This is a genomic window from Streptomyces achromogenes (assembly GCF_030816715.1).
Classification (GTDB): domain Bacteria; phylum Actinomycetota; class Actinomycetes; order Streptomycetales; family Streptomycetaceae; genus Streptomyces; species Streptomyces achromogenes_A.
On record NZ_JAUSYH010000001.1, the window covers coordinates 8,702,996 to 8,727,614 of the forward strand.

At 70.2% G+C, this 24,619-nt stretch carries 25 protein-coding genes; 16 read left to right on the plus strand and 9 right to left on the minus strand.

Annotated features, from left to right (window positions below):
- Positions 1 to 178: 178 nt before the first annotated feature.
- Positions 179 to 1,207, minus strand: coding sequence for an AraC family transcriptional regulator (locus QF032_RS38240; RefSeq protein ID WP_307059693.1), 1,029 nt, complete (start codon positions 1,205 to 1,207; stop codon positions 179 to 181).
- Between the two features lie 82 nt (positions 1,208 to 1,289).
- Between QF032_RS38240 and QF032_RS38245 the strand changes: the two genes are divergently transcribed.
- From QF032_RS38245 to QF032_RS38260, 4 genes are all read left to right on the plus strand, one after another.
- Complete coding sequence (locus QF032_RS38245) at positions 1,290 to 2,126, plus strand: NAD(P)H-binding protein (RefSeq protein ID WP_307049218.1); 837 nt, start codon at positions 1,290 to 1,292, stop codon at positions 2,124 to 2,126.
- Positions 2,127 to 2,310: 184 nt separating this feature from the next.
- Positions 2,311 to 2,739 carry a pyridoxamine 5'-phosphate oxidase family protein gene (locus QF032_RS38250; RefSeq protein WP_307049220.1) on the plus strand — a complete coding sequence of 143 codons (429 nt, stop codon included), beginning with the start codon at positions 2,311 to 2,313 and terminating at the stop codon, positions 2,737 to 2,739.
- A 102-nt stretch (positions 2,740 to 2,841) separates the two neighbouring features.
- Positions 2,842 to 2,967 carry a hypothetical protein gene (locus tag QF032_RS38255; protein WP_307059695.1) on the plus strand — a complete coding sequence of 42 codons (126 nt, stop codon included), beginning with the start codon at positions 2,842 to 2,844 and terminating at the stop codon, positions 2,965 to 2,967.
- A 324-nt stretch (positions 2,968 to 3,291) separates the two neighbouring features.
- A complete protein-coding gene (locus QF032_RS38260; protein WP_306955764.1) occupies positions 3,292 to 3,702 on the plus strand; it encodes a VOC family protein in 411 nt (136 codons plus the stop codon).
- Positions 3,703 to 3,729: 27 nt separating this feature from the next.
- Here the strand turns inward: QF032_RS38260 and QF032_RS38265 are convergent, their stop codons facing one another.
- Together QF032_RS38265 and QF032_RS38270 are read right to left on the minus strand one after the other, a co-directional pair.
- The gene (locus tag QF032_RS38265; protein WP_307059697.1) at positions 3,730 to 4,326 is read right to left on the minus strand and encodes an NADPH-dependent F420 reductase; all 597 of its coding nucleotides are present in this window, start codon (positions 4,324 to 4,326) and stop codon (positions 3,730 to 3,732) included.
- A gap of 70 nt (positions 4,327 to 4,396) precedes the next feature.
- Positions 4,397 to 5,242: an inositol monophosphatase family protein gene (locus QF032_RS38270; protein ID WP_307059699.1), complete on the minus strand. Its 846-nt coding sequence runs from the start codon at positions 5,240 to 5,242 to the stop codon at positions 4,397 to 4,399.
- 131 nt (positions 5,243 to 5,373) lie between these two features.
- On the opposite strand from QF032_RS38270, the gene QF032_RS38275 reads away from it, so the two are divergent.
- The 3 genes from QF032_RS38275 (at position 5,374) to QF032_RS38285 (ending at position 8,449) form a co-directional block, all read left to right on the plus strand.
- Positions 5,374 to 6,291 carry a LysR family transcriptional regulator gene (locus QF032_RS38275; protein WP_307059701.1) on the plus strand — a complete coding sequence of 306 codons (918 nt, stop codon included), beginning with the start codon at positions 5,374 to 5,376 and terminating at the stop codon, positions 6,289 to 6,291.
- Between the two features lie 492 nt (positions 6,292 to 6,783).
- On the plus strand, positions 6,784 to 7,185 hold the full coding sequence (locus QF032_RS38280) for a YciI family protein (protein WP_307049230.1): 402 nt from the start codon (positions 6,784 to 6,786) through the stop codon (positions 7,183 to 7,185).
- Positions 7,186 to 7,195: 10 nt separating this feature from the next.
- Positions 7,196 to 8,449: an RNA polymerase sigma factor gene (locus tag QF032_RS38285; protein WP_307059704.1), complete on the plus strand. Its 1,254-nt coding sequence runs from the start codon at positions 7,196 to 7,198 to the stop codon at positions 8,447 to 8,449.
- 84 nt (positions 8,450 to 8,533) lie between these two features.
- Here QF032_RS38285 and QF032_RS38290 read toward each other — a convergent pair whose 3' ends face one another.
- Positions 8,534 to 8,677, minus strand: a complete 144-nt coding sequence (locus QF032_RS38290) for a hypothetical protein (RefSeq protein ID WP_373430437.1) — start codon at positions 8,675 to 8,677, stop codon at positions 8,534 to 8,536.
- Between the two features lie 242 nt (positions 8,678 to 8,919).
- Here QF032_RS38290 and QF032_RS38295 point away from each other — a divergent pair, with 242 nt between their 5' ends.
- The 3 genes from QF032_RS38295 (at position 8,920) to QF032_RS38305 (ending at position 11,939) form a co-directional block, all read left to right on the plus strand.
- Positions 8,920 to 9,462: an MOSC domain-containing protein gene (locus QF032_RS38295; protein ID WP_307049234.1), complete on the plus strand. Its 543-nt coding sequence runs from the start codon at positions 8,920 to 8,922 to the stop codon at positions 9,460 to 9,462.
- 645 nt (positions 9,463 to 10,107) lie between these two features.
- On the plus strand, positions 10,108 to 10,647 hold the full coding sequence (locus QF032_RS38300) for an ArsR/SmtB family transcription factor (protein WP_307059706.1): 540 nt from the start codon (positions 10,108 to 10,110) through the stop codon (positions 10,645 to 10,647).
- Complete coding sequence (locus tag QF032_RS38305; RefSeq protein WP_307049239.1) at positions 10,644 to 11,939, plus strand: MFS transporter; 1,296 nt, start codon at positions 10,644 to 10,646, stop codon at positions 11,937 to 11,939. The genes QF032_RS38300 and QF032_RS38305 overlap by 4 nt, the downstream gene beginning before the upstream one ends.
- A gap of 480 nt (positions 11,940 to 12,419) precedes the next feature.
- On the opposite strand, the gene QF032_RS38310 is transcribed toward QF032_RS38305, so the two are convergent.
- On the minus strand, positions 12,420 to 12,746 hold the full coding sequence (locus QF032_RS38310) for a protealysin inhibitor emfourin (RefSeq protein ID WP_307049241.1): 327 nt from the start codon (positions 12,744 to 12,746) through the stop codon (positions 12,420 to 12,422).
- Between the two features lie 111 nt (positions 12,747 to 12,857).
- Positions 12,858 to 14,054, minus strand: coding sequence for a M4 family metallopeptidase (locus QF032_RS38315; RefSeq protein ID WP_307049243.1), 1,197 nt, complete (start codon positions 14,052 to 14,054; stop codon positions 12,858 to 12,860).
- A gap of 564 nt (positions 14,055 to 14,618) precedes the next feature.
- Here QF032_RS38315 and QF032_RS38320 point away from each other — a divergent pair.
- Entirely contained in the window at positions 14,619 to 15,377 is a 759-nt protein-coding gene (locus tag QF032_RS38320) for a hypothetical protein (RefSeq protein ID WP_307059708.1), read from the plus strand.
- A 107-nt stretch (positions 15,378 to 15,484) separates the two neighbouring features.
- Here QF032_RS38320 and QF032_RS38325 read toward each other — a convergent pair whose 3' ends face one another.
- The 3 genes from QF032_RS38325 to QF032_RS38335 all read right to left on the minus strand — a co-directional run bounded on the left by QF032_RS38325 (position 15,485) and on the right by QF032_RS38335 (position 19,751).
- Entirely contained in the window at positions 15,485 to 16,414 is a 930-nt protein-coding gene (locus QF032_RS38325; protein WP_307059710.1) for a hypothetical protein, read from the minus strand.
- Between the two features lie 28 nt (positions 16,415 to 16,442).
- Positions 16,443 to 17,498 (minus strand): hypothetical protein, encoded by a 1,056-nt coding sequence (locus tag QF032_RS38330; protein ID WP_307060525.1) that lies wholly within the window; start codon positions 17,496 to 17,498, stop codon positions 16,443 to 16,445.
- Between the two features lie 1,641 nt (positions 17,499 to 19,139).
- On the minus strand, positions 19,140 to 19,751 hold the full coding sequence (locus QF032_RS38335; RefSeq protein ID WP_307049249.1) for a glyoxalase: 612 nt from the start codon (positions 19,749 to 19,751) through the stop codon (positions 19,140 to 19,142).
- Positions 19,752 to 20,043: 292 nt separating this feature from the next.
- Here QF032_RS38335 and QF032_RS38340 point away from each other — a divergent pair, with 292 nt between their 5' ends.
- The 5 genes from QF032_RS38340 to QF032_RS38360 all read left to right on the plus strand — a co-directional run bounded on the left by QF032_RS38340 (position 20,044) and on the right by QF032_RS38360 (position 24,438).
- On the plus strand, positions 20,044 to 20,637 hold the full coding sequence (locus tag QF032_RS38340; RefSeq protein ID WP_307059712.1) for a hypothetical protein: 594 nt from the start codon (positions 20,044 to 20,046) through the stop codon (positions 20,635 to 20,637).
- A gap of 231 nt (positions 20,638 to 20,868) precedes the next feature.
- Complete coding sequence (locus QF032_RS38345) at positions 20,869 to 21,660, plus strand: maleylpyruvate isomerase family mycothiol-dependent enzyme (protein ID WP_373430438.1); 792 nt, start codon at positions 20,869 to 20,871, stop codon at positions 21,658 to 21,660.
- Between the two features lie 338 nt (positions 21,661 to 21,998).
- Positions 21,999 to 22,886, plus strand: a complete 888-nt coding sequence (locus QF032_RS38350) for an SCO6745 family protein (protein ID WP_307049254.1) — start codon at positions 21,999 to 22,001, stop codon at positions 22,884 to 22,886.
- 361 nt (positions 22,887 to 23,247) lie between these two features.
- Positions 23,248 to 23,586, plus strand: coding sequence for a thioredoxin family protein (locus QF032_RS38355; RefSeq protein ID WP_307059715.1), 339 nt, complete (start codon positions 23,248 to 23,250; stop codon positions 23,584 to 23,586).
- 372 nt (positions 23,587 to 23,958) lie between these two features.
- Complete coding sequence (locus QF032_RS38360) at positions 23,959 to 24,438, plus strand: ATP-binding protein (protein ID WP_307049258.1); 480 nt, start codon at positions 23,959 to 23,961, stop codon at positions 24,436 to 24,438.
- The last annotated feature ends 181 nt before the right edge of the window (positions 24,439 to 24,619 follow it).

The window sequence follows — 24,619 nt, forward strand, 5'->3', positions numbered from 1 at the left end:
CACTGCGGGCAGTGGTGCGGGCGGTGTCATCCCCATGGCGGCTCCCGCGACAGCCCGCCAAAACCCCCAAGCCGCTGTGTCAGATGCTCGGGCTACGGCTTCCCGCCGCCCATCGGCGGCGGCCCTGAACTGATCCCGGTTCCGTGGACTTCCTGATACCAGGTCTACGGTCCTGGCATCAGGACCGCACACGAACGCCGGGAGGAGGAGCGGCGACGACGGGCAGTTCGGTGCCCGGAGGCCGCAGGGGCGGGACGGTCGGCCGCTCGGGAACGACCGTACCGGTGCGCCGGAACCGGCTCGGGCTGACGCCTCGGATCCGTTTGAACGCTGCGCTGAACGCGAACGCGTCGGAGTAGCCCACGGTGCGGCCGATCTCCGCGACGGTCGCCGCCTCACGTTCGGCCAGCAGGTCCGCCGCGAGCGTCATGCGCCAGCGGGTGAGGTAGGTCAGCGGCGGTTCGCCGACCAGGTCGGCGAACCGCTTCGCCAACGTGGAACGTGACACTCCGGTCCGGTCGGCCAGCGAGGACACCGTCCACGGGGCCGCTGGTTCGGCGTGCAGCAGGCGCAGCGCGTCGCCGACCACCGGGTCCCGCTGGGCGGCGTACCAGGCGGGCGGCTCGCCGCCGGGCCGGTCGAAGTACTCGCGCAGCGCGCACACCAGCATCCAGTCCAGCAGCCGGTCGAGGACCACCTGCTGGCCCGGGGTGTCGGTGGCGACCTCGGCGGCGAGGTGGTCGAGTACGGCGTCGGTCCCGCCGCCGGACACGACGTGCAGCACGACGGGCAGTCCGTCCAGCAGCCTGCGGCTGATCTCGCCGCGTACCGGGTAGGCGCCGACGATCAGCGTCGTCGCGCCGTCGCCGGCGTCGCCGTCGCAGTCGTTCCAGCCGAGCCGGTGCCGGGTCCCGCCCTGCTCGGGCGTCGCGCAGTGCTCGCCGCACGCGATCGGTTCGGCCCGGGTGCCGACCTCGTCGACGAAGGTGAACGGTGCGGGGCCCCGCACGATGACCGTCTCGCCGGCGCGGAGCTGTTCGGGCGGGCGGTGCTCCGGCACGATCCAGCCCGCCCCGCCGAGGACGGTGCACAACGTCAGCGGCGCGCCGTCCACGAAGTGCAACGCCCAGGGCGGGGACAGGATCGAGTTGCCGAACAACGAGCCCTGGGCCCGCATCCCGCGGAAGAGGTCACCGAACGCGTCCACCCCACCGAGGTTAGACGATCACACATGCGATCCGGCTTTTCACCTATGTATTCGTCCGATCAGACGCCGTTGAATCGCTGTCATGAGCAACGACACCACCCTCGTCCTCGGCGCCACCGGCAAGACCGGCCGACGGGTCGCCGCCCGGTTGCGGCTGCGCGGCACGCAGGTGCGCGCCGCCTCCCGATCCAGCCGGACCCGCTTCGACTGGTCCGACCCCGACGGCTGGGATTCGGCCCTGCAGGGCATCACCTCCGCCTACGTGGTACCCCCGCCCGTGCCCGGACCGGTACACGAGTTCGTGGCGCGGGCCGAGGCCGCCGGCGTGCAGCGCCTTGTTCTGCTCTCCGGGCACGGCGCCGACGCCTGGGGCGACTCCACGTTCGGCCTGGACATGCGCTCGGCCGAAGACGCCGTGCGCGGCTCGGCACTGGAGTGGACCGTCCTGCGGCCGTCGAACTTCAACCAGAACTTCGACGAGGACCTCTTCCACGCCCCGCTGGTCGCCGGCGAACTGGCGCTCCCGGCCGGTGCTGTCCCCGAGCCGTTCATCGACCTGGAGGACGTCGCCGACGCCGCGGCCGCGGTGCTGGCCGAGCCCGGCCGGCACGCCGGGCGGATCTACGAGCTGACCGGGCCGCGCGCGCTGACCTTCGAGGAGGCCGTCGAGCTGATCTCCCGGGCGTCCGGACTGCCCATGACCTACAAGCGGCTTTCCCCCGCCGAGTACACCGCGGCGCTGGTCGCGGAGGGGTGGGGCGAGGACGACGCGCACCACGTCGCCGAGATGTTCGTGTTGATGGAGCGCGGGGTGATTGCCGAAACGACGGACGGTATCGCCACCGTGTTGGGGCGAGCGCCCCGGAACTTCGAGGACTACGTGGTGCGGGCCGCGGCAGCGGGAGCCTGGCGGCCATGACCTCTCGGGCGGCCGTCCAGCGGCTGCGCCGGACTCCGGCGGTGGGGGTGTTGCGCGCCGGGGTGGTCTCCCAACGGTTGTTGCCACGCATCCGGTCCGCGCTGTCAGGCCGCCGTGATCGCGGTGAGCGAACGGAGCGAAACCTCCATCCACCGTCACGCCAGCATCTTCTGAAAGGACCGCAATGAGCACCGCCACCAGCCGGCTGACCGCCGAGGATCTCGAGTTCCTCGGACGCCCCCTGCACGGGTTCCTGTCCGTGGCCGGGGGAACGCAGCCGCCACAGCCCCGGCCAGTGTGGTTCGAGGCCACCGCAGAGGGGACGATCCAGTTCTTCACGGAGCCGGGCTCGCTGAAGGTGCGGCGCCTGCACCGCGACCCCCGCGCCTCGATCGTTGTCGCGGCCCCGGTAGGTGAGCGTGAGCGCTGGGTGTCCGTCGTCGGCCGCACCACGATGGCGGCCGACGGAGCGCACGACCTGTGTTCCCGCCTCGCCGCTCGCTACTGGGACCTCGACGACCAGGGCCGGGCCCACGACCTCGCCATGATGCTGGCCGCTGACCCACTCCGCGTCGTCATCCACCCGGAGACCGTGCACCGCTACGGGCACTGACCTCCAGCCGTAGACGCGGTCCCAGCCGGGGAAGTCCACGGGCGTTGACCGCCAGGAGATCCCGCCCGCCACGAGATAGCGGATCGCGTCCAGCATCTGCCGGTGGCAGTGCCCTTCGGGCTGCCCGCCCGGCCCTCCTGCCAGGCCGGCGTGGGCAACAGCGGCCGTACCACCGTCCACTCCTCGTCGCTCATGTCCGAGGGATACCGGCGCACCCGGTCCGGATGATCTGCCGCGTTGCCGTACACGTGCGCGAGGCAATCGCACGACACGACGGACGAGTTGAAGTCTGCGGGCGCGAGCGCGTACAACAACGACAACGGGGCCTCCTTGGACCGCTCGGTCAGGTTCACACCACCGAGCTACCGTGTTCGAATTCCGCGGGGCGGGCGACGGCCGGTGGGCCGGCGACGGGCGTCGGTTCGCAGGTGGTCCGCACCGGCCCCGCCCGCTACCCGGCTGGAGGCATGACGATGACGCTTCCGCTGACCTGCGGCCTCTTGGCGCTAGCCTGGCGACCTGCCGCCTCACAGCGTCGAAGGAGTGCCCCGCATGGAGATCGTGTCGTCCCGGAAGATCACCACGTTTCTGATGTTCGAGGGGAACGCCGAAGACGCGATGACCTTCTACATCTCGCTCTTCGATGACGCCGAGGTGGTCAGCATCAGCCGCTACGGAGCCGCGGGCCCTGGCAAGGAGGGGAGCGTGCAGCACGCGACCTTTGCACTCGCCGGTGAGCAGTTCATGTGCATCGACAGTCCGGTGAAGCACGACTTCACCTTCACGCCCGCGGTCTCGCTCTTCGTCCAGTGTCAGGACGAAGCCGAGTTGGACCGCCTCTTCGCGGCCCTGGCCGAGCAAGGAGCCGTGCTCATGCCGCTGGGAGACTACGGCTTCAGCCCCAAGTTCGGCTGGGTCAACGACCGGTTCGGCGTCTCCTGGCAGCTGAACCTGCCCGCGTGAGCAGTCGTCTCGATCGGTCCCGATTCGTCAGCGGGCGATGGAGACGGCGAAGGGTGCGAACCCGCTGGAACGGATCACGTGCGGCACGAACAGGATCGCGGCCTCCGTGGCCCGCGCGGATTCGATGCCGCCGAGGTCGGTGATCCACTCAAAGCGCCAGCCGAGGTCCGCGAGCAGCCCGCGGACGACCTGCTTGGCCTGCGGGCTCTCGCCGGAGAGGAAGACGGTCGGCGGCTGGGCGAGCGCGGCGGGCGCCGTCATCACCGTGTAGAGCATGGTGTTGAGCGTCTTGACGACGTGTGTGCGGGGGAGTGTCTCCTGGAGTCGCTCCGCGAGGCTCGAGCCGGGATGGAGCAGTGCAGTCGGCAGCCCGTCCGGTCCGTCGACGGTGGCGTTGGAGACGTCCGCCAGGATCTTGTCGCGCAGTTCCTCGCGCAGCGCAGCGAGCCGCTCGAGCGAGCCGGCGCCCGGCGTGGCGTTGACCACGATCTGCGCTGTCCGGACGGCCTCCGCGGACGATTCCGGTGAGCGGCCCGGCACGGTCACTTCGTGTCCCGCCCGGGTCAGCGCCGCGGCCAGGCCGCCGCCGACGCGGCCGTTGCCGAGCACAGTGATCTTGCTCAATGTGATCCAGTCCTTCCGTTGTCCGGGGTGCCCATGGGGTGGCCATGGGGGGCGAGGGGGGGCGAGGGGGTCAGCGGCCGAGCGTGGCTACGGCGGCGGTGTGCATGGCGGGCGCAGCGGCCAGGAAGCTCTCGCTCTGCGGGGTCCAGGGACGGCCCTCCACGTCGGAGATGCGTCCCCCGGCCTCGGTGACGAGCAGCGCGCCGGGCAGCAGATCCGCGCGGGCTCCGGCGAACTGCCAGAACGCGTCGATCCGGCCGGCCGCCACATGCAGCAGATGCAGGGTGGCGGGCACGGCCGTGCGCACCACGAGCGCGTCCAGCAGCATCGCGGTGATCGACGCCCCGATGCGGCGCACGACCTCCTCGGGCTCGTCCGGCCTCGCCTGGCTCGTGGCCACGATGCTCAGGCCGAGGTCCGCAGTCGGGGAGACGCGCAGCGGACGGCCGTCGACACGGGCTCCTGCGCCGGCGAGCGCGGTGTACGTCTCCCCGGTCGACGGCAGGTGGACCGCGGTGAGCACCGGCAGGTTGTCGCGCACGAGGGTGGCGGTGACCGCCCACTCCGGCAGCGCGTGCAGATGGTTGACGTTGCCCTCGGCCGGATCGACGACCCACCACTCGCCCGGGGGCAGAGCGCCGCCCTCGAGTTCCTCCTCCACCCAGCGGGCGTTCGGGCGCAGCTGAGAGAGGCGGGGGCGCAGGATACCGAGAGCCAGGTCGTCGTTGACGGCCAGCGCGCGCATGAGCTCCTCGCGGGTCTCGTGGCGGACGACGTCGCCGAAGCGCTCGCGCAGTGCCGAGGCCGCGTCGCGTACGGCGTCCGCGGTCCGCGCCAGTATCTCGGCGTCATCGGCGGAAACGGCGGGTGTGGCGGGGACGGCGCGTGTGGCGGGGACGGCGGGTGTTGCGGGCATGACGGAACTCCCATCGGGACGGGGATGAGGTCGACCGGGCGGCAGTCCTGGTGTGGTGCGCCCGTACCTCGACGTTAGGATCCGCGGTCATTAACAGCAAGTGCATGTAAAACACGGATAACATGACTCCCATGCAACTGGATCTGAACCTGCTCGCCGCGCTCGACGCCCTTCTGGAAGAAGGCAGCGTGGCCGGCGCGGCCGAACGCCTGCACGTCACCGCCCCCGCGATGAGCCGGAGTCTCGGCCGGATCCGGCGCACGACGGGGGATCAGATCCTGGTGCGCACAGGGCGCACGATGACGCCGACGCCGTACGCCATAGCCGTCCGGGAGCAGGTCCACGACCTGCTGCAGCAGGTCCAGGGCGTGCTGGCGCCCAGTCGTGAACTCGACCTCGCGACGCTGGAACGCACCTTCACGCTGCGCTGGCACGACGCGCTCGTCGCCCACGCCGGCCCCGCCTTCCTGGCGGCCGTGCGCGAGCAGGCGCCGGGAGTACGGCTGCGCTTCCTGGCGGAGTCCAGCGTCGACACTCCCGAACTGCGCCGAGGCGAGGTCGACCTCGCCGCGAACGCCGCCCGCCCCACCGCACCCGAGATCCGCGCCGAACGAGTGGCCGAGACCATGCACGTCATCGCCGTGCGTCGGGACCACCCGCTCACACATGCCGAGACCGTCACCGCAGCGCACTACGCGGCGGCCGACCACATCGGCGTCTCACGCCGGGGAAGGCTCTCCAATGTCCTCGACGACACCCTCGCCGCTCTCGGTCTGACCCGACGCGTGGTGGCGACGGCGCCCACCGAAGGAGCCGCGTTCACCTTCGTGCAGAACTCCGACCTGCTGGTCACCGTCCCGGAGTCCACCGCGCGCCCGGCAGCCGCACAGCTCGGTCTGACCCTGCTCCCGCTGCCCCTCGACCTGCCGCCGGCCTCGGTCTACTTGTCATGGCACCAGCGCTACGACACCGACCCCGCACACCGGTGGCTGCGCGACCTGGCGCGTACCGCCCTGGCCGAGCCGCCGGCCGGCCGGGCGGCACCCTGACGACAACGGCCTGCGAGCCTGGCCCGGTCCGCCGACACCCCGTCCGGGACCGACACACTGCTGGTGAGCGCATATGCCCGTCCCGGTCGAGGTCCGTCTTTACAACGGATCTCGCCCGGAGCGGGAATGAGGCGAAGCTGAGCGCCGCCATGTAGGAGGTGGCGGTGTTGTCGTATCCGGTGGTGATGCCACGGAAGCCCTCGAGCTGGTCGCAGCGGCGTACGACGACGTCGCGTCGGTGCGCGCGCCGCGCCGCGCCTCGACCGCAACCGTGAACCGCACCCGTTGACCCGCCGACCGCCACCAGCCGGTGCACGGTCGCCGCGGCCGCGGAGGCGCTGGGGGGAACCGGGTTGCTGCGGGCTCGTCGCTCGGCGGCCGCTAAGTTTTTCGTGGAATTCCCTGTCGAGGATGTCGAAAACGCCGAGCGTGCTTCTACCTACCTGTGACGGCCCCCGTCCGGGGCGGCCACGACGATCGAGGAGCAGAACCATGAAGTACATGCTGCTGATGCAGTTCAGCGAGAAGAATGTCGACTTCCCCAAGCTCGACGAGTGGAAGCCCGAGGAGATCCAGGCCCACATCCAGTTCATGAAGGAGACCAACGCCGGCCTCACCGACGCCGGCGAACTGGTCGACGCCCAGGGCCTGGCCATGCCGGAGACCGCCCGGATCGTGCGCTCCCACAGCGGCGGCGCGCCGGTCGTCACCGAGGGCCCCTTCCCGGAGTCCAAGGAGTGGGTGGCCGGCTGGTGGATCGTGGACTGCGACACCGAGCAGCGGGCCATCGAGATCGCCGCCGCCGTCTCCGCCGCCCCCGGCCCGGGTGGACGGCCGCTCAACATGCCGATCGAGGTACGCCAGATCATGGCGATCCCGCCCACGGAGCTGTGAACATCTCCGTATGACGGCTTTCGAACCAACCGTCGACGACCTGCTGCGCACGCTGGCGCCGCAGGTCGTCGGCGTGCTCACCCGCCGCTACGGGGATTTCACCGCCGCCGAGGACGCCGTCCAGGAGGCCCTGCTGGACGCCGCCAGGCAGTGGCCGGCCGAGGGCGTGCCGCGCAACCCGCGCGGCTGGCTGATTCAGGTCGCCACACGCCGGATGACCGAGCAGGTCCGCAGCGAGCAGGCACGCCGCCGACGCGAGGAACTGGTGGCCGGTCAGGTCCCGGCCGACCGGCGGTCCGCACCCGGGGCCGACGCCGGGACCGAGGGCGCGCACGACGACACCCTCGCGCTGCTGTTCCTGTGCTGCCACCCTGTGCTGTCGCCGGCCTCGAAGATCGCACTCACACTCCGCTCGGTCGGCGGGTTGACCACGGGTGAGATCGCCGCGGCGTTCCTGGTCCCCGAGGCCACCATGGGCCAGCGGATCAGCCGGGCCAAGCATCGGATCAAGGACTCCGGGGTGCCGTTCCGGATGCCGGACGGTGCCGAGTGGCCGGCTCGCCTGGACGCGGTGCTGCACGTTCTCTACCTGATCTTCAACGAGGGGTACGCCAGCAGCACCGGCGCCGCGTTGCGGCGCGTCGAACTCTCCCGGGAGGCGATCCGCCTCACCAGGGCCGTCCACACGCTGCTGCCGGACAGCGCCGAGGTGGCCGGCCTGCTCGCGCTGATGTTGCTCACCGAGGCGCGCGGGCCCGCCCGTACCGGCCCGGACGGCGAACTCGTCCCGCTCGCCGAGCAGGACCGCGGCCGATGGGACACCGCCGCGATCGCCGAGGGCGTCTCGCTGATCACCGCCGCCCTGCCGCGCGGTCCGGTCGGCCCGTACCAGGTGCAGGCGGCGATCGCGGCCGTCCATGACGAGGCGCCCACCGCCGCCGAGACCGACTGGCCGCAGATCCTCGCCCTGTACGGGGTGCTCGCCCGCATCTCCGACAACCCGCTGATCATCCTGAACCGGGCGGTCGCCATCGCCATGGTGGACGGCCCGGCCACCGGCCTTGCCCTGCTCGCCGACCCGCCCCCCGCGCTCACCGGCCACCACCGGCTGTACGCGGTCCGCGCCCATCTGCACGAACTCGCCGGGGACCAGGAGGCCGCCGTCGCCGACTACCGCACCGCCGCCCGTCGCACCGCCAGCCTCCTGGAGCGGCACCACCTCAGCCTGTGCGCCGCCCGACTGGCCGCGCAGACGGGAAAGTGAGCCACCGGTCGACCTCGGTGGGACCACACAGTCGCTGACGTCCGCGGACCAGGGCACCTGCGATCGCAAGCGACTCGGCCCGGGTCACTGCAGGTGGTCGATGCCGCCACGCACGCCGTCCGGAAGGTGGTGGCGAAGCAGGTGGTCCGGTGCGTAGGAGCGGTCGTGCACGAGGTGATCAGTGAGGAAATCGCGCTCCGCCGCCGAGAGTTCGAAATCGCGGCTCAACGCGACCCGAAGTCCGCAAAGCCGGCAGGGGGACTGCCAGGCAATACCTGCCAGTGAAAAGGCGGCGGGAACAGCCGGCCAGGCGGGTCGTCGAAGGCGACGGCGATGCCGTCGAGGTGGAGAAGAAGGAGACCCGCCCGCGGGTATCGCCCCCACCCGCGATTGACTGTGCATGGTGTGCCTTGAGGGGCCGGGGCTAGGCTCGTGGGTGATCACGGTTACCGACGAGGGGGTTTCGAGGTATGAGCGGGAGAGTGACGGCGGTCAGCAGCAACGGGGCGTACTCGTTCACCAAGCCGAACCGGGACAGCGTCAGATTGCTCGCCGGACTCGGTGTGGAGGGGGACGTGCACGCCGGTGTGACGGTCAAGCACCGCTCGCGCGTGGCGCAGGATCCCACCCAGCCGAATCTGCGCCAGGTCCACCTCATTCATGAAGAGCTCTTCGCCGAGGTCGGCGAAGACGGATTCCAAGTGGCGCCGGGCGAACTCGGCGAGAACATCACCACACGCGGCATCGATCTGCTCGGTCTGCCGGTCGGCACACTCCTGCGCATCGGCGAGTCCGCGGTCCTGGAAGTCACCGGCCTCCGCAATCCGTGCCTGCAGATCGACAACTTCCAGAACGGGTTGCTGAAGCAGGTCGTCGGCCGCGACGAGGCCGGGAACATCGTGCGCAAAGCCGGAATCATGAGCATCGTGAGGGAAGGAGGCGTGGTGCGCCCTGGTGACACGGTCGAAATGGAACTTCCCAACGGTCCGCACCGACCCCTGGACCGGGTCTGACCAGCTTCCCGGGTGGACCGTGACGTGACGACGGCCGCGCGTGTCCTCGAGATGTGAAGATCAAGCAGTCCCGCGCGGTCATGGCTCATCATGCACGAAGCGTCCTGGCCGGACGCACGACCAAACCTGTGTGCGCACCGAGGGCATTGCCGCGCGGTTCCGCCTCCAGCGGAGCATAAAAGGGGCGAAGTCGACGACGGGTGCCGGTGGGGCGAAGCGATCGGGCGACATCCCCAACCACTCGGCGAGTTGGACCACGGCCAGACCCTCTTGGGTATCGATGAAGTAGGTGAGATCTATCTCGTTGGGACCTAGGGCCGCCAGGTTCGCACCGATGTCCCAGCCACGCAGGACTTGGTCCTCGGCGAGGCTCCGCGCCGACTCGATGAGGCCTGCGAATCAGCGGAACGGCCTGACGCGTCGATCAAGCCCTGCTGATGCAGTATCAGCTCGGCTGGTCCAGTCAGCCGCCGAGGGTCTGCCGGGTATGCGCAAGGGGGACTGACCGACGAACGGCGGTCCTTCCGCGAGAAGTTGAGGATGGAGGCGGCCGAGCGGTTCAGGCAGGACGAAGAGAACCCGGTCATCGAGTGACAGAACGAAATCCCCTTGCCTAATGGTCAAGAACTGTTGACCATTAGAGTCATGCCTACCGATGATCTTCCCGACACGTTCCAGGTCACCACCGACGAGCAGCTACGTGCCGTCTCCAATCTCACGCGTCACCGGATCATGGCCACGCTCCGCTTCGAGCCCGCGACGATCACGCAGATCGCCGAGCGCGTGGGCCTCGCGAAGGGGAGTTCCAGCTACCACGTACGACTGCTCGAACGGGCCGGCCTGGTGAAGGTGGTGCGAACGCGGAAGGTCCGGGGCGTCACGGAGCGGTACTACGCAATGGCCGCGCGGGCGATCGTGCTGCCGGATCCGGGCGACGGAGGACCCGATGTGCTGATGCGGCATGCGGTGGCCGACCTGGAGGCAGCGCCGGCGGAAGGCGGGCGGCACGTACGGATGGCGCATCTGCGGCTCACCGAGGAGCAGTTCGCGGAGCTGGGGGTGCGGCTGGAGGCGCTGGCGGACGAGTACCGGGAGCTGTCCGATCCGTCGCTGCCGGACGCGTCACTCGTCTTCGCACTGTTTCACCCGGCACCGCGCGAGCAGGCCGAAGGCGACGCCAAGTGACCCCAGCCGTTCGGAAGTTGCCGGCCGGGTTCGGACGGCTGTGGACCGCGCAGTCCGTGTCCTCGCTCGGTGACGGGGTGTCGCATGCCGCATTGCCCCTGCTCGCGCTGGCGTTGACGCGGAACCCGATGGCGCTCGCCGTCGTCACGGCCGCCGGGACGCTGCCGTGGCTGCTCTTCGGGGTGCTCGGCGGTGCGCTGGTGGACCGCTGGGACCGTCGGCGCACGATGTGGGTCGCGGACGCGGCGCGTGCGGTGCTGCTCGCGATACCGGCGGCATTGGCCGCGCTCGACATGCTGAGCATCCCACTGCTCGCGGCCGTCGCCTTCCTGCTCGGCCTCGGCGGACTTTTCTTCGACACGGCGGCCACGGCCTATCTGCCGGATCTGCTCGGCCGCGACCCAGCGCTCCTGGAGCGTGCCAACTCCCGCCTGCGCGGCACCCAGACGGCCGCGTCCGGCTTCGCGGGGCCGCCCGCGGGCAGTGCCCTGCTCGCGCTCGGGCGGGCGTTTCCGCTGCTCGCCGACGCGGTGTCGTTCGCGTTCTCCGCACTGCTCGTACGGTCGCTGCCTGCCACACCCCGGCCCGTACCGCAGGCCCGTGAGTCGCTGTTGCGGCAGGCGCGGGCCGGTGCCTCGTACGTATTCCAGGATCGGTTGCTGCTCGGGCTCGCGCTGCGTCCGGCGGTGGGGAACATCGCCTTCCTCGCCGTGGAGACCGTACTCGTCCTCTTCGCGCACGATCGTCTCGGCATCGAGACCTTCGGCTTCGGCCTGCTGCTCACGGCGGAGGCCACCGGCGGTCTGCTCGGAGCGGGCATCGCCTCCCTCCTCGGCCGACGACTCGGCACCGGCACCGCACTGACCTCCACGGCGGCAGTCGAGGGACTCGCCATCCTGGGTCTTGCCGTCGCCCCGAACCCCTACTGCGCCGGCCTCGCGCTCGCCGTCTGCGGAGCGGGCATGGGTGCCACGATGGTGCTCGGCCCCTCCCTCCGACAGGCGATCGTCCCCGCCCACCTGATGGGCCGGGTCGCCTCCACCTCCCGCATGCTCGCCATGTGCGCCGCCCCGTTCGGCGCCTTCCTCGGCGGCTCGCTGGCCACTGCCTACGGCGCACGCACCCCGCTCTTCACCGCCGCCGGCCTCCTCCTCGCCATGACAGCCGTAACGGCGACCATGACCAGCAATCGCCGGGTCGAGGCGGCGCTGCGTGCCGCCGAGTCCGCCGGGGGTCCAGATCACCCGGTATCCGGGGATCCTGCCCAAGAGAGCGCGTCCGGCTTGTTGTGACTCCTGCCGCGAAGGCGTCACAACAAGCCGGACGCCAGGTCACTCGCAGGGCGCGCGGCCGATCTCGGATCTCCGGTCCCCGACACACCATGGAGAGGACGACCCCACGTGCGGAACCGCTGGATGAGTGGACTGTGAACGCGACCTGACCCGTGAACGCGCAACGGCAGTCGGTCGGTGCCCTATGACCGCGGCGTCGGCGGTGCCGTCATCGCTCCCACGCTCCTCTCACCCGCCGCCACACCGCAGTTCATGAAGGATGCGCAGGGGGCCACAGATCGAGATCGAGGTCGTCACGCACACGGCGGAGGGAGCCCCGCTCTTCCCGCCGCAGGCGAGGAGTCCACGGCCAGATCACCTGGGACCCGGACTGTCGAGGGCGCCGAGGCCGACGGCGTCGTGGTGCTGCCAACAGCCCACCCGGACAGCCGCGTCGGCACTCCACCATCCGCGGCGCGGCGGGGTGCCTCGATTCTTCTCTCACTCCCGCGCGACATGTTCTTTGAGCCACCGCAGCAACGCCGCGAACTCCGGGGACATGTCCGTGTCCGACTGGACGAGGACGGACGAGTGGCCGCCCTCCTCGACCGTGATCGAGTAGCTCATGGCATCCGGTGCGCGCCTGCGGGGCTCCGGGTCTCCCGCAGCCGCCGCGGGTGCCGCAGCCGCCGGAACGGCAGCGGCCACAAGCCGGGACAGCTCGGCCGCAGCACTCTCGGGCAGGGCGTGGCTGTCCACCACGTCCGGCGGGAGGCCGGCGAGGACCGGTGCCGCCAGTCCGCCGTGCGTCGCCAATGTGACCCTCATGGCACCTCTCAGCCGTCCGCCGTTCCCGCCGTTCCCGCCGTTCCCGCCGTTCCCGCCGGTTCCGCTGTACCCGCAGAAGCGCCCGGCGGTCGGCCGCCGGGCGCCTCGACGTCAACCTCCGGACGTCACACGTCCCTTGAGCGCGGCCACGTCCCGGCTCAGCTCCTGCACCTGGGCCGTCAGAGCTCTGATCGCCCCGGTCGCGTCCCCGTTCTGGCCGACCGTGCGATTGAGCCTCCTTGCGAGCCCGGTCGAGACCCCGGTGATCGAGATGCCGACCTCCTGCCACGCCCCCAGCACGGCCGTCTGTTCGGCGCCGCCGGCCTCGTAGAGCTCTCCGGCCTTCCGGTACGTGGTGTCCGCGAACTCCTGGAACCGCGTCTCGCTGTTGGATGCCTTGAGAGCCTCGTACCAGATGAGTCCGGGTGCCTCCCACGAGTATCCGCCGATGGTCGCCGCCGTCAGGTAGAACGCCTTGTTCGGAATGCCGGAGTTGTAGTGCACCGCACCCCAGTCTCCCTCGTAGGTGTCCGGCATGTTCACGTACTTGGACATGTGGTCCGGTTGGGGATCCTTGCCGAACTTCTCGGTGTTCCACGCATGCCCGGGAGCCTTCATCGACCGCAGTGCGTCGGCCTCGATCTGAGGCGTGAAGACCTCACGGCCGATCAGCCAGTCCGCTTGCTCGGCTGTCTGACTCAGCGTCCACTGCTCGACCATCGCCCCGAAGACGTCCGACATGGACTCGTTCAGGGCTCCGGACTGGTTGTGGTATTCGAGCCCCGTGGTGTGCTCGGTCACCCCGTGGCCCAGTTCATGGGCGATCACGGAAATGGAGCCCGTGAGGTCGGAGAAGACGCGACCGTCCCCGTCCCCGAACACCATTTGGCGCCCGTCCCAGAAGGCATTGGCGAACTCGTGGCCGTAGTGGACGTATCCGTCCAGGCGCATTCCGTGACCGTCGATCGAGTTCCGGGCGAACACCCGTTGGAAGAAGTCGCGCGTCTTGCCGAGCATGTCGAATGCCCGGTTGACGGAGACGTCGGCAGACTCCGGTCCGTCTTCGGACCGCGCCAGAACCGCGAAAGGCAGAGACGTGGTGTTCCGGCAGTCGAAGATCGTCCTACGAGCGTTGCCGGGAGTGGCGACACCGGGGAAGGCTGCTCGGACCGCTCGTTCACCCCGCAGGTGAGCAGTGGTGAGCATGGTGTTCAGCGCGGCCTGGCGGACCTCGCCGTCATCGCTTTTCAGCAGTCTTTCGAGCAGATACGGGGGGATCATGCAATGGTGTCGAAATTCGCTGGTCATCGCTGCACTCCTTGAAACCAGGGGGAGTCTGTTCCCAGCTGCGAGGGTGCCCAACCCGCACGCGGTCCACGTGCGCCGGACAGGCGTATGTGCCCAGAACCGGCCGTGTACGGCCCGCCGGGCCGGTAATCCATTTCATCCATCGCAGCGTCATGATGTGAGCTGGCTCACGCGTCCATCATTGCACTTTCCGGGCTCGGCGCCACATGGCGTTTCCCTGGTGCGGAGCGGCCTCAAATGTTGCGCCTTCACATAACACGCCCAGGGTCAATTCGCGCCCACCACAAGATTCCAGACTGACCGTCAGCTCCGCGTCGTCGGTAGACCAGCCGCTCGAATCGGGGCGGGGCAGTCCTTGTTGCCGGCGTTCAGGGGCCAGGCAGAAAGCCGGGTTCCAGTCGGCGCAACTGTTGATCGCTCGCATACCGTCCAGTTCGGGCGGTCGATAAGCCGATACCCTGTCCCGCCCGTGTCCTTTGGCGGACGCCGCCGGGAATTCTTTCCCGCGGTGATATTCTGAAAAGTGAGGATTGCTCCCCTTGAAACCCGTGCAGGAGCGATGTCATGGGCCTGATACCAGCCGAGATCAAAGTCAACATCGAGGGCGATGTGTCCGGTGCGCTGTCGGCTCTCGAGAGTTCGCGGGGTGCGCTGACCTCGCGCCGGATCTGGTTCGCCGAAGACCGGCGAGGGGCCGCCGAGGGGCGGGTCGCGTTGTTGGACAACGGCGTGATCGTCCGCTTCAGACTGGGCGGCGCACCGGAGGATCTGACGGTCAAGCTGCGACCGTGCGACCGCGAGCAGTTGGTCGGCCGGTTCTCCGACGCCTTCGAAGCGGGACCCTTCACCTACCGTATCGAGGAGGACTGGTCGAGCAACGGCCGCGTGCTGGCGGCCTCTCTGCTGCGCGACTGCCCTCCTGGGACGCTGGGCGACGCGGTGGAGCAGGGAGCCGATGCCGCAGCGGCGATGGACGCGGTGCAGGACCAGTTCCTGCATGCCTGTGCGCCCTCCGTCCCGCTCGACGGGTTGGTCGCGCTGGGGCCGGTCCTGTCGACGAAGATCGAGGACGTTCCGCTCGACGACCTGAAGGCCGATCTGGAGGTGTGGTCGGTGACCGGCCTGGAGTTCCTGGAGGTCTCTATCCGGGTGAAACCCAAGGACGAGGACGACCGGGAGACGTTCACCGCACGGGCCGAGCGCAAGCAGCGGAAACTCCAGGAGGCGGTACGCGAACGCGGGGTGCCCCTCTCCGAGCACCCCGAGAGCAAGACCCGCCGCGTACTCACCGCCTTGGTGGCGGCCGCCGACCGGCCCGCCTGACCCCCCTCCCATCCCACGCGACGCCCATGCGGGTGACGTGGCCCCGCAGCACCTCGGGGGTGACGGCCGCGAGCACCGCGGCCGTCGTCTCCGGGGAAGGAATGCCGTCACTGGCCTCGCGACCACGCTTCTCCGGGGCGGGAGAGGAGCGCCGGGTCCGGAAACAACCGCTCGGTGTGTCCGGGCTTCGCACCCGGTAGGTGGACGTCGTCGATCGCGGAGCCGGCGGGTACCGCGAGGTAGACACCGCCCGGCGCGGAACCCAGCGGGAGGAGAGGCCGGGTGGTGGTTCCGGCGACGAGGCCGAAGGCGGCAGTGGCGCGTGTCGTCGCTCCGCCCAGGATGTCCGCGGAGGCATGGTCAGGGGCGAGGGGGCGGTCGTCGCGGATCAAGAAGGCCGCTGTCTCCTCCACCGGCCCTCGCAAGTCGACCGGGAATCCGGCCTGTTCGAGCGCCGCGGCACCGACCATAGTTGCCATGGCCAGCACGAGCCGGGCGGAGGCGACGTGCACGGGGACGACCTCGTTGTGATCGGCTACCGCCTTCAGGTCGGGCAGCCCCCGGCCCTCGGGCAGCTCGATCCGCGCCCAGAAGACGGGGCGGTTCTCCACGGCGGCGACGGTGAACACGGGGCGGGCCGCCGTGCGCAGGCCGGCTTCCCTGGCGAACGCGCGCTCCTGGTGATCCTCGCCCACGAAGACGCGTTCGTCGGCCGCCGAGGCCGGTGTCCCCTCACGCGCCGTGCCGGCGACTGCCTCGGCGAAGATTTCTGCGCTGTCTTTGGGCCCCCAGTGCAGGAGCGCGTCATCCGTGAAGCGGCCGGGGAACGCCGCCCGCAGGGCCGACGCGACCCGCTCTACGGCACCTTCGCCCGATCCGGGGTTGGAAATGACGCCCTTGCGCGCGAGGGGGAAGGGGCCGAGCGTGGCGAGGACACGCGGCCGCGGCAGCAACGTCAGCGAGCCGTCTGGCTCTTCGCGGACATCCGCGGCGGGGCCGCTGGCATCGTCGCACCGTCCCACTCGCGCCGGTATCACCGGCCGCCCCTCGCGATCCAGGAACGGCTCACTGGATCAGCTCGATGTGCGGATGGTCGGGGGACGCCGGGCAGACGTGCAGTTGCAGATCGTAGCCTCGGGCGAGGTCGAGCATGGTCGGGTTCCACGGTGCGGGATCGGTGGTGGACAACGTGGAGCCGGCCTGGTCCTCGTCGGGAATCCAGCAGGGATTGTGGGAGTTCCATTCGGCCGAGGCGATGGTCAGCAGCGGATCCATCTCGGTGCCGCACGAGGGGCAGAGCCGGGGTACGGGATCGGTGAGGCCCCACCGGGTCCATCCACCGACCTTCCAGCCGGGAGCAACGGACAGTCTGTCGGTGTAGAACCCATGGTAGAAAGCCTTCGCACGGGGTGTGGCAGAGCCGTCCAGCGCGGTGCCCGCTGCCTGCCACCTGCGCCAGTCTTCCAGCTGGTGCTGGAGCTCCTTGCTCAGTTCCATGATGTTGGGGTATTCGGTGATCGGCTCAGGCGCGAGCAGGCACGGCTCCGGCAGGTAGCCGGCGAACTGGATCGCGGGCGGCTCGGGGGGCGTGTCGAGGATGTCGGTGACCGTGGCGGACGACCTCCAGAACAGTGCGGTCTCGGGCTGCGCGGGGTGGTCGAAGGGACACCACAGCACTTGGAGCAGGTCTGCCTCGGCCTGCCCGGGCGGGCGCAGCAAGGGGACGTCGCGTACGTACAACTGGGCCACGGGCAGCATGGCGATCGGGCCCTCGGGCCAGGGGCGGCCGGCCTTGATCCGCTCCTCGAACGCCGGTACCTCGGGCGTGTACCCGGTCGCCGGGGGATCACCGCCCGGCCGGTTCTCCGATGCTGCCCGGATGCGTCGCTGCTGTCGCACGTCCTCTGGCGAGAGAATCTCGTTCACCTCGTCCCACTCGTGCGGTCCCTCGCAGCGCGGCCACGGTTCGTCTGCGGGCCACAGCAGCGGCCCGCCGACAGAGCTGTCGTACGGAGTGGGCGACCCGGGGCGGGGGTGCAGCCGGGTCGCTGTGCGTGCCAGCGGGGCCAGTTGCGGGACGACCGCGGTGACGTCGACCGGCCGTGGCGGGGTGGTGCGGATGCGGAGGGCAGCGGCGATACTCCCTGCCCGCTCGGCGCACACCGACCTGACCTCGTCCACCAGCGCGGGGTAGTGCTCGCCATACGTTTGCAGTGCATGCCACACCGCGTCCAGTGCTGCTGTGAGCGGGGCGGGACTGGCGGCGGCGAGCACGGCGGGAAGAGCGAAGTGCGGTTGTGAGATCTGCCCAGGGGCACGCGGCGTGACGGCAGGGTGTGCCACCACGACGACCTTGTGCCCTGTGTTCGCGGACGGCGGTGGGAGGTACGGCGTTCGCTCGGGAGGTATGGCTTCGCGTACCGACCTGTCCGGTACGCGAGGATCGGAGCGCAGGGTCTGCCGCATGAGGTCCGGGTCGTCGAACGGCGGCGGCAGGGGGCGCCTCTCTGTCAACTCGGAGAGTGCCTGGGCGACCCATGGCACATCGGTCAGGCCCGCAGCCTCGCAGGCTCGCCGCGCGGCCAGCAGTGCCACCGCACGCTGGACCTCGGGACCCACGGCATCGAGGGCATGCACCAGGTCGCTGTCGAAGCGGAGCAGACCGAGGACGTTGCTCTCGCGGGCACCGCGCAGCCTCTCGCTCGGCAGCCGCCCGCCCCACTCCCACTTCTCGTAGTGCAGTCGGCGTTCCTCGGCGGCCCGCTGAGCCCGCTCCTCGGCGGCCCGTTCGAACAGCTGGCGAGTCAGCCGTTCGGCCTCGGCGAGCTGCTCGGGCGTACGAGCCGTCGCACGCGCGTAGTCGTGCAGGTGCCCGGCCGTCCACGAGGTGTGCCGGATCACGTGGTCCGGGCGGGGTGGGGCAGGCCAGAACTGCAGCAGGTAGCTGTCCGCCTGGGGCTCCCCGGTCACTCTGGTGGGGAGTTCCCCTCCCTCGTCCATCCCCCGGGCGCAGTACCGGACCCGGTAGTCGGTCCGCGTGAGACCCAGGTCCCACGCGGCCTCGCCGTCCCACTGCACCAACCTTGTGCGTTCCGACGCGGGGCGGAAGGACACCTCCATCACGTCCTCCCAGACCGGGTCCAACGCAGGGGCGTCGTCGTGGACTTCCACGACGAATCCGACGTCGCCCGTGTACAGCGCGGTGGACAGGAGGATCACACCCGGGACCGCAGCCCCGCACAACCCCCCGTTCTGGCCCGCGAGCGCCTTGGACAGGTCTGGCCTGGGGCTGTCCGGATCGCTCTCGACGTAGATCTGACGGTCATGAACATGTACCTCGCCTGCAACCGGCCTACGCACAGCGCCCCCTCGTCTCGGACGGCCTCGGAGCCCTGCGGGGCAGGTCGTCACGTGCCGGTCATCATGCCGCAGGCCACTGACAACACGGCCGAGAGCGTGGCGGGCTCGGTCCGTCTTCCTGCGGACATCCGGGGTCATGCGCGGTGTGACGGTCCGGTGGCCGAGGATGCCTCGGCAGCGCACTGCGCGCACCCCCTGGACGTTCTCCTCGCCCGCCCGGGAGATCTTGCGCATTGCGGCGATCTGCTGCAGCACGTGCTCGGGGAAGTTGAGCGGGGCCCGCAGCAGGTAGTGGGCCTGCGCCTTGTCCCGGGGCATGCCCCCCAGGCATCCTCGCCGATCCCCTGGACGCCGCTGATGTAGACCTTGCCGCCCGCGAGGACCTGGTCGCTGTGGTCGATTTCAGTCCGCGGACTCCCAGACGAATCCGTCCGGGTCGGTGAAGGATCCGGCGTCGCCGCCGATCGCGAGCCGGGACGACCCCGCCCCCTCCGGCGGTACGCCGGCGACCTTGGCCAGACCCCGACGCCCGTACAGCGACAGCTTCACGGGGCTCCCCGAGGCGTCGAACTCGACATACTTGCTTCCGAAGCTCTTCGCCACCTTGAGGCCGCGCTCGACATAGAACCGCTTGCTCGCGGCCATGTCCGCCACGCCCAGCAGCAGGACGATCTCGTCGATCCGCCGGCTGTCCGGCCCGGAGTCCTTCTTCGAGGAGCTCGCGATCTGCCAGACGGTTCCGTCCGGGGCCTGCACGACGCCGCCGTAACCCCACAGCGACTTCTTGGCGGGCTTCAGCGAGGTGGCGCCGGCGTCGAGAGCGGTGCCGTAGAGGCCGTCGACGATCGACGGCTGGGACACCACGAGCGAGACGGTGAACCCTCGGAAGCCGGAGGTCGGTTCCTGCGAGGCCCGCAGGCGCACCTCTTCGCCCAGGCCGAAGCCCTCCGCGTAGAAACGCTCGGCGGCCACCGGGTCGGCCACTTCCAAGGTGATGAAGTCGATGGAGGTCATGCACTTCACGCTAGATGCCGCCGGCGGCCGTTGCTTCTCGAATCCTGACCGATGTCGTCGGCCGGCTCGCGACACGGGCGGCAGCCCGGCAGCCCGGGCAGGACGGCCACCGCTGCGGTCGGGCTCCCACTCCGGCTCACCTCGACCCATGCCCGGGCCGTGCCACGCCCGCACAGGGTCGACGCGGCACGCCCGCCAACCGGGCGAGCGGGGCGGGTGTAACGGCATGGTGGGCGGGCCCGAAGGGGCTGCCCCCGGAGACTGGTGGCTCCGGAGCCAGGCAGGAGAGACCATGGACGAAAGCAGCCGCTCAGGCTCCCAGAGTTCCGTGGCCACCGGCGCGAACCGGGGGACCGGCAACCGGGCCGGGGTGCTGAGCACCGCCCTCGCCGGTGTGCTCGCCTTCGCGCTCTCCTCCGGCTCATGGCAGTGGTTCTCCACCTATCTCGGCGTCACACTGCTCGCGGTGATCCTCTCCTTCACCCGCCCGCCGACCGCCGCGCCCGGCGCGCGGCGGGAGTATGTGCGGGCCCTGACCGCCTACTCGTTGGTGGTCGGCCTGTGTGTGGCCCTCGCGGTGGCGCCCGCCATGCAACGGTGGGCCTGGTTCTTCCCGATGCCGGGCACCCGGGCCGAATGCGCCCACCTGGGCAGATACGCGGCGCTCCAGGCGCAGGCCGCCTTGGGCGACCTGGGGGGCCACGACAGTGCCGCGCTGGTGTACGCGCAGGGCGACCAGAGTCGGCGCGCTGTCAACGACTGCCTGGCTTCCACGACGACGCTCTGGCTGCCCGTGTACGCGCTGGGGGCGGCCTTCCTCGCGGCGCTCGGCTCCTGGGCGGTGAGCAGGACCGGCGGGCTCCGGCGGGCGACACGTCGCGGGTGAGTGAGATTCGTCCGGCCGGTCAGGGAGGAGGTCCCGGCAAGGGGCAGTGGGTCAGGCGGACGGCGAGGGAGCCCTCTGTACCCGGGGGTATGCGTGCGGGTGCGACCATCGGAGGGTCGTGAGGCCGGAGGCAGCCAGCCCTGCCGCTGACTGTCTGCAGCGCGACAAGTTCTGCGGACTGCCGGTGACCGACGCGCCGTACCCCAAGCACACCAGAGAAAGGCTCCCACGATGAACTCGTTGGACCGCCCCGCAAACGGACACGTTCCGGTCGACCACCGGGCCGCGATCGCGGTGGAGACCGCCCGACTCGTCGCAGCCGTCAAGGATGCCGACCTGATGACCGCCGTGCCGAGCTGCCCCGGTTGGACTCTGGCAGACCTGGTCAGGCACACCGGTAGCGTCCAGCGTTGGTTCTCGAGTCTTCTGCACGCGCGCATCCAGGAGCCCCCGCGCAAGCGGGAGGTGGACCTGCGGCTCCCGGAACGGCAGGAGGAGTACCCAGACTGGCTGACCCACAGTGCGACCGTGGCCGCGGAGGCCTTCGCCGCCACCGACCCGGACCTTCCCATGTGGGCATGGGGCGGCGATCAGCACGCCCGCTTCTGGGCACGCCGGATGCTCTTCGAGACCCTGCTGCATCGGGTCGACGCCGAACTGGCCCTGGGTCGCCGACCCACCGTCGACCGGCCGTTGGCGGTGGACGGGGTCGACGAGTTCCTCGACAATCTCCCCTTCGCCACCTCCTTCGCGCCCCACGTCGCCAAGTTGCGCGGTCCCGACAAGGCCATCCGGTTCCATGCGACCGACGGTGAGGGAAACTGGCTGGTCCGCCTGCGGTCCGACGGCTTCGGGCTCGACGCGAACCCCGGCGCTGCCGAAACCGCCGACGCAACCGTTCACGGAACCGCGGCCGATCTGTTGCTGCTCGTCTACGGCCGACTGCACCACGATGCGGCGGTCTTCGCATGTGACGGAGACGATGACCTGCTGATCTACTGGTTCGCCAACTCGGCGTTCTAGGGCTGGTCGAGGTGGGTTGAGGTCCTGGTCCAGCGGTTGCTGGCACTGGATCTCCGACGCCTTCATGAAGCGTGCCCGAGTACCGTACGGCGTACCAGCCTTGTGGATGACGATGGCGTCGACCGTGCGGTGCGTCACTCCCAGGGCCCTGTCCTCGCAGGAGCCGGGGCGGCGTGGTCATCGTGGACCGGCGAGGAGAACCGGCTGCAGGGCGGTAGCCGCCGGAGCCGCTCTCCAGTAGCGTACCGACCAGGCGGTACGTCGGGCGGCGTCCCATACGCCGTCATGTGCTCGATGAATACCAGCGTTTCATCCGCCACAGGACCGGAGAGCCGCTCATGACGCAGAAGATGAACCGCGACAGCCTCGCCCTCGCGCGCGAGACCTGGAGAACCCTCGAGCCCTACCACGGGGCCGTCTACTTCTCGCCCGAAGCCGCAGGCCGGTACGACGAGTTGGGCGCGGACGCCAGGACGGGGTACTTCGCGTCCCGTTCGGCCGCGCTCGGCGCGGCCTCGGCGGATCTGGTCATCGCCACGTTCTACAACTTCAATCCACAACTGGTGCGCCGGGCCATACCCGCGGCATGGGGGGTCGCTACGCCGCAGCAGTTCGCCGCTGCCCGGCTCGCAGGGATCGACGCCACGCTCCGCCGCATCCTCGGCGCGGAGGTCTCCTCGCCGGCGATGGCCCGTGCCGCGGAACTGGCCCGTACCGCAGCTGAAGTGACTGTCGATCACCCGCAGGGCCGCCCTCTTTTCGCCGCGCACGCCGCACTGCCGTGGCCGAGCGCGCCGCACCTCGTGCTCTGGCATGCGCAGACTCTGCTGAGGGAGTTCCGGGGCGACGGTCATGTGGGGGCACTGCTGACCGCCGGACTGAGCGGGATCGAAGCTCTCGTCACGCATGCCGCCGCAGGCGACGTCGACGCAGGGGTCCTGCGCGACTCGCGGGCATGGACGCCTCAGCAGTGGGGCCAGGCGGTCCAGAGCCTACGTGAGCGTGGATGGCTCGACGACGGGCCGCAGCCGGCCCTGACCGAGGAGGGGGCGCGGCGCAGGGCGGAGATCGAGCACACCACCGACAGGCTGGCCGCCCTCCCGTATCTCACACTCGGTCCTACGGCCTGCGTCGAACTGTGCTCGCTGGTGCGGCCGTTCAGCCTTGCGGTCGCGAAGGAGCTCATGCCGTGGGCAGTCGGTCGTCTCAGCGGGGGGAGTGCGTGAGAGAGGGCGCCGAGGTCGGGAACGCTCGAGGCCGAGACGCGCAGCCAGGGCCTGTGGAACCTCTTCCTGCCCGACGCCGAGCACGGTGCCGGCCGGCCGGCTCTCTCCCGCCTGACAGACGAACGTCTGCCGCCCGAGGCGGTGTACGTTCCTGGCAGTCGCCGCGCCCGGGACGAGATCACCCACGATCACTCAGACAGACTGCGCGAAAGCACTGAGCCGCCCATCGGCCTCGGCCGCAGTCGAGCGCTTCCTGCCCTGACGCCGCGGACCAGCCGCGCCAGGGGTCAGGACTGCGCGCTCAGGCCGAGTGCGAGGGATGATGGGGACGCAATGACGGAACGTGAGGTCAGGAGGGCTCATGGCGAAGCGGGTTCACCGGCCCCGTGAGGACGCGGAGTTCGATTTCATCCTCGGGATGAGCGCAGTTCCGGTCCTCGCGTACTTCACCGGGACATGGCCCAAGGCGATCGAGCCCTGCCGGGTGATGGACCTCGTCGTGGGTGACATCGCCGACGACTGCACGGGCCGCCTGACGGTCGTCCGTACCGACATCACGCGTTGTCCGGCCGCAACCGAGCGATACGGGATCACCGGAGCCCCGTCCTGCGTCCTGCTGAAGCAGGGGGAGGCGGTGGCGCACGGCACGGGGCCCATGACCATCGCCGAGGTACGGAAGTTCCTGGACGGCCACCTCTGAGCGGCCGGCGCGGCGCGTGGCCCGCGACGCCCGTCACGGTTCGTCTACGGGAGCTGCGCCGCCTGAGACCCCTTGGGACTGAGACACCCCCACAGGTCACATGACTCCGTCGGGCCCGTTGTCCGCCGCCGGCTGCGCGAGGGCCGCGGCCCGAAGCCGGAGATCGCTACGCGGTGGTGTGGCGCTTGGCCTCGGCAGTGATGATCTGCGGCGCCTCAGCGAGCGGTGCTGGCGGGTGCGGTGGGAGACCACGGGGCGCTGCGTGATCGCTGACGTGGACCACATGCGCTCGGGCGGCTGTGCGGAACAGCATGGCTCAGGCATGTATGACGCGATGGCGGGTAGTGGGGCACGCGTGAATGGAGCATGAGGATGGCACCAGGGGGATCCCATACCGACGGTGACGGCTGTACCAGACCGGTCGAGCACCTGATCCGCGCCGGCTACGCCCTCGGCGGAGACGACGGCTGCATCGCCGACGCCCGTCGGCACGCCCTTGCCTTCCTCGACCAGGCCGAAGCCGACTACCCCTTGTCCGTGCCCGCCCGCGCACGGGATCTGACCCAGCTTGTCGTCAGCGAGCTGGTCACCAACGCCTGTAAATACGCCCCTGGCCCGGTCCTGGTGGAATTCGGTATCAACATCCACGCCGTGGACGTCATCGTGTGGGACAGCGACCCTGTCGTTCCCGCGGCCCGGGCCGCCGATCCCGACCGGGTCGGCCAGCACGGGCTGGAGATCGTCGAGGCCGTCAGCCAGGCCCTGTTCATCGAGCAGCAGTCGGTCGGCAAGCGCATCACCGCCCGCATCCCCCTGCTCGATCCACCCCGCAGCGACACCGCACATCGCTGACGAGCATGCCGCCGCGCGGACCCGGGGATCCGCGCGCCGGAGACGGAGGACTGGCCGTAGCGCCCCAGCGCTGTTCCCTGGCCCATTGCCGTGCCGTCGTCGGCTCCCTCCGCAGACGTCACGCGGGCCTCGCTGTGCGACGATGGGCGGACACGGGACCGACCGGCGCTACGGAGGCCGG

What these genes read in the sequence shown, in the direction of transcription:
- QF032_RS38310 (WP_307049241.1), bottom strand. Translation starts at nt 12,746, where the DNA reads ATGAGGGTCACATTGGCGACGCACGGCGGACTGGCGGCACCGGTCCTC.
- QF032_RS38295 (WP_307049234.1), top strand. Translation starts at nt 8,920, where the DNA reads ATGAGCGGGAGAGTGACGGCGGTCAGCAGCAACGGGGCGTACTCGTTC.
- QF032_RS38280 (WP_307049230.1), top strand. Translation starts at nt 6,784, where the DNA reads ATGAAGTACATGCTGCTGATGCAGTTCAGCGAGAAGAATGTCGACTTC.
- QF032_RS38260 (WP_306955764.1), top strand. Translation starts at nt 3,292, where the DNA reads ATGGAGATCGTGTCGTCCCGGAAGATCACCACGTTTCTGATGTTCGAG.
- QF032_RS38350 (WP_307049254.1), top strand. Translation starts at nt 21,999, where the DNA reads ATGACGCAGAAGATGAACCGCGACAGCCTCGCCCTCGCGCGCGAGACC.
- QF032_RS38300 (WP_307059706.1), top strand. Translation starts at nt 10,108, where the DNA reads ATGCCTACCGATGATCTTCCCGACACGTTCCAGGTCACCACCGACGAG.
- QF032_RS38345 (WP_373430438.1), top strand. Translation starts at nt 20,869, where the DNA reads ATGAACTCGTTGGACCGCCCCGCAAACGGACACGTTCCGGTCGACCAC.
- QF032_RS38335 (WP_307049249.1), bottom strand. Translation starts at nt 19,751, where the DNA reads ATGACCTCCATCGACTTCATCACCTTGGAAGTGGCCGACCCGGTGGCC.
- QF032_RS38250 (WP_307049220.1), top strand. Translation starts at nt 2,311, where the DNA reads ATGAGCACCGCCACCAGCCGGCTGACCGCCGAGGATCTCGAGTTCCTC.
- QF032_RS38315 (WP_307049243.1), bottom strand. Translation starts at nt 14,054, where the DNA reads ATGACCAGCGAATTTCGACACCATTGCATGATCCCCCCGTATCTGCTC.
- QF032_RS38340 (WP_307059712.1), top strand. Translation starts at nt 20,044, where the DNA reads ATGGACGAAAGCAGCCGCTCAGGCTCCCAGAGTTCCGTGGCCACCGGC.
- QF032_RS38360 (WP_307049258.1), top strand. Translation starts at nt 23,959, where the DNA reads ATGGCACCAGGGGGATCCCATACCGACGGTGACGGCTGTACCAGACCG.
- QF032_RS38320 (WP_307059708.1), top strand. Translation starts at nt 14,619, where the DNA reads ATGGGCCTGATACCAGCCGAGATCAAAGTCAACATCGAGGGCGATGTG.
- QF032_RS38245 (WP_307049218.1), top strand. Translation starts at nt 1,290, where the DNA reads ATGAGCAACGACACCACCCTCGTCCTCGGCGCCACCGGCAAGACCGGC.
- QF032_RS38270 (WP_307059699.1), bottom strand. Translation starts at nt 5,242, where the DNA reads ATGCCCGCAACACCCGCCGTCCCCGCCACACGCGCCGTCCCCGCCACA.
- QF032_RS38285 (WP_307059704.1), top strand. Translation starts at nt 7,196, where the DNA reads ATGACGGCTTTCGAACCAACCGTCGACGACCTGCTGCGCACGCTGGCG.
- QF032_RS38355 (WP_307059715.1), top strand. Translation starts at nt 23,248, where the DNA reads ATGGCGAAGCGGGTTCACCGGCCCCGTGAGGACGCGGAGTTCGATTTC.
- QF032_RS38275 (WP_307059701.1), top strand. Translation starts at nt 5,374, where the DNA reads ATGCAACTGGATCTGAACCTGCTCGCCGCGCTCGACGCCCTTCTGGAA.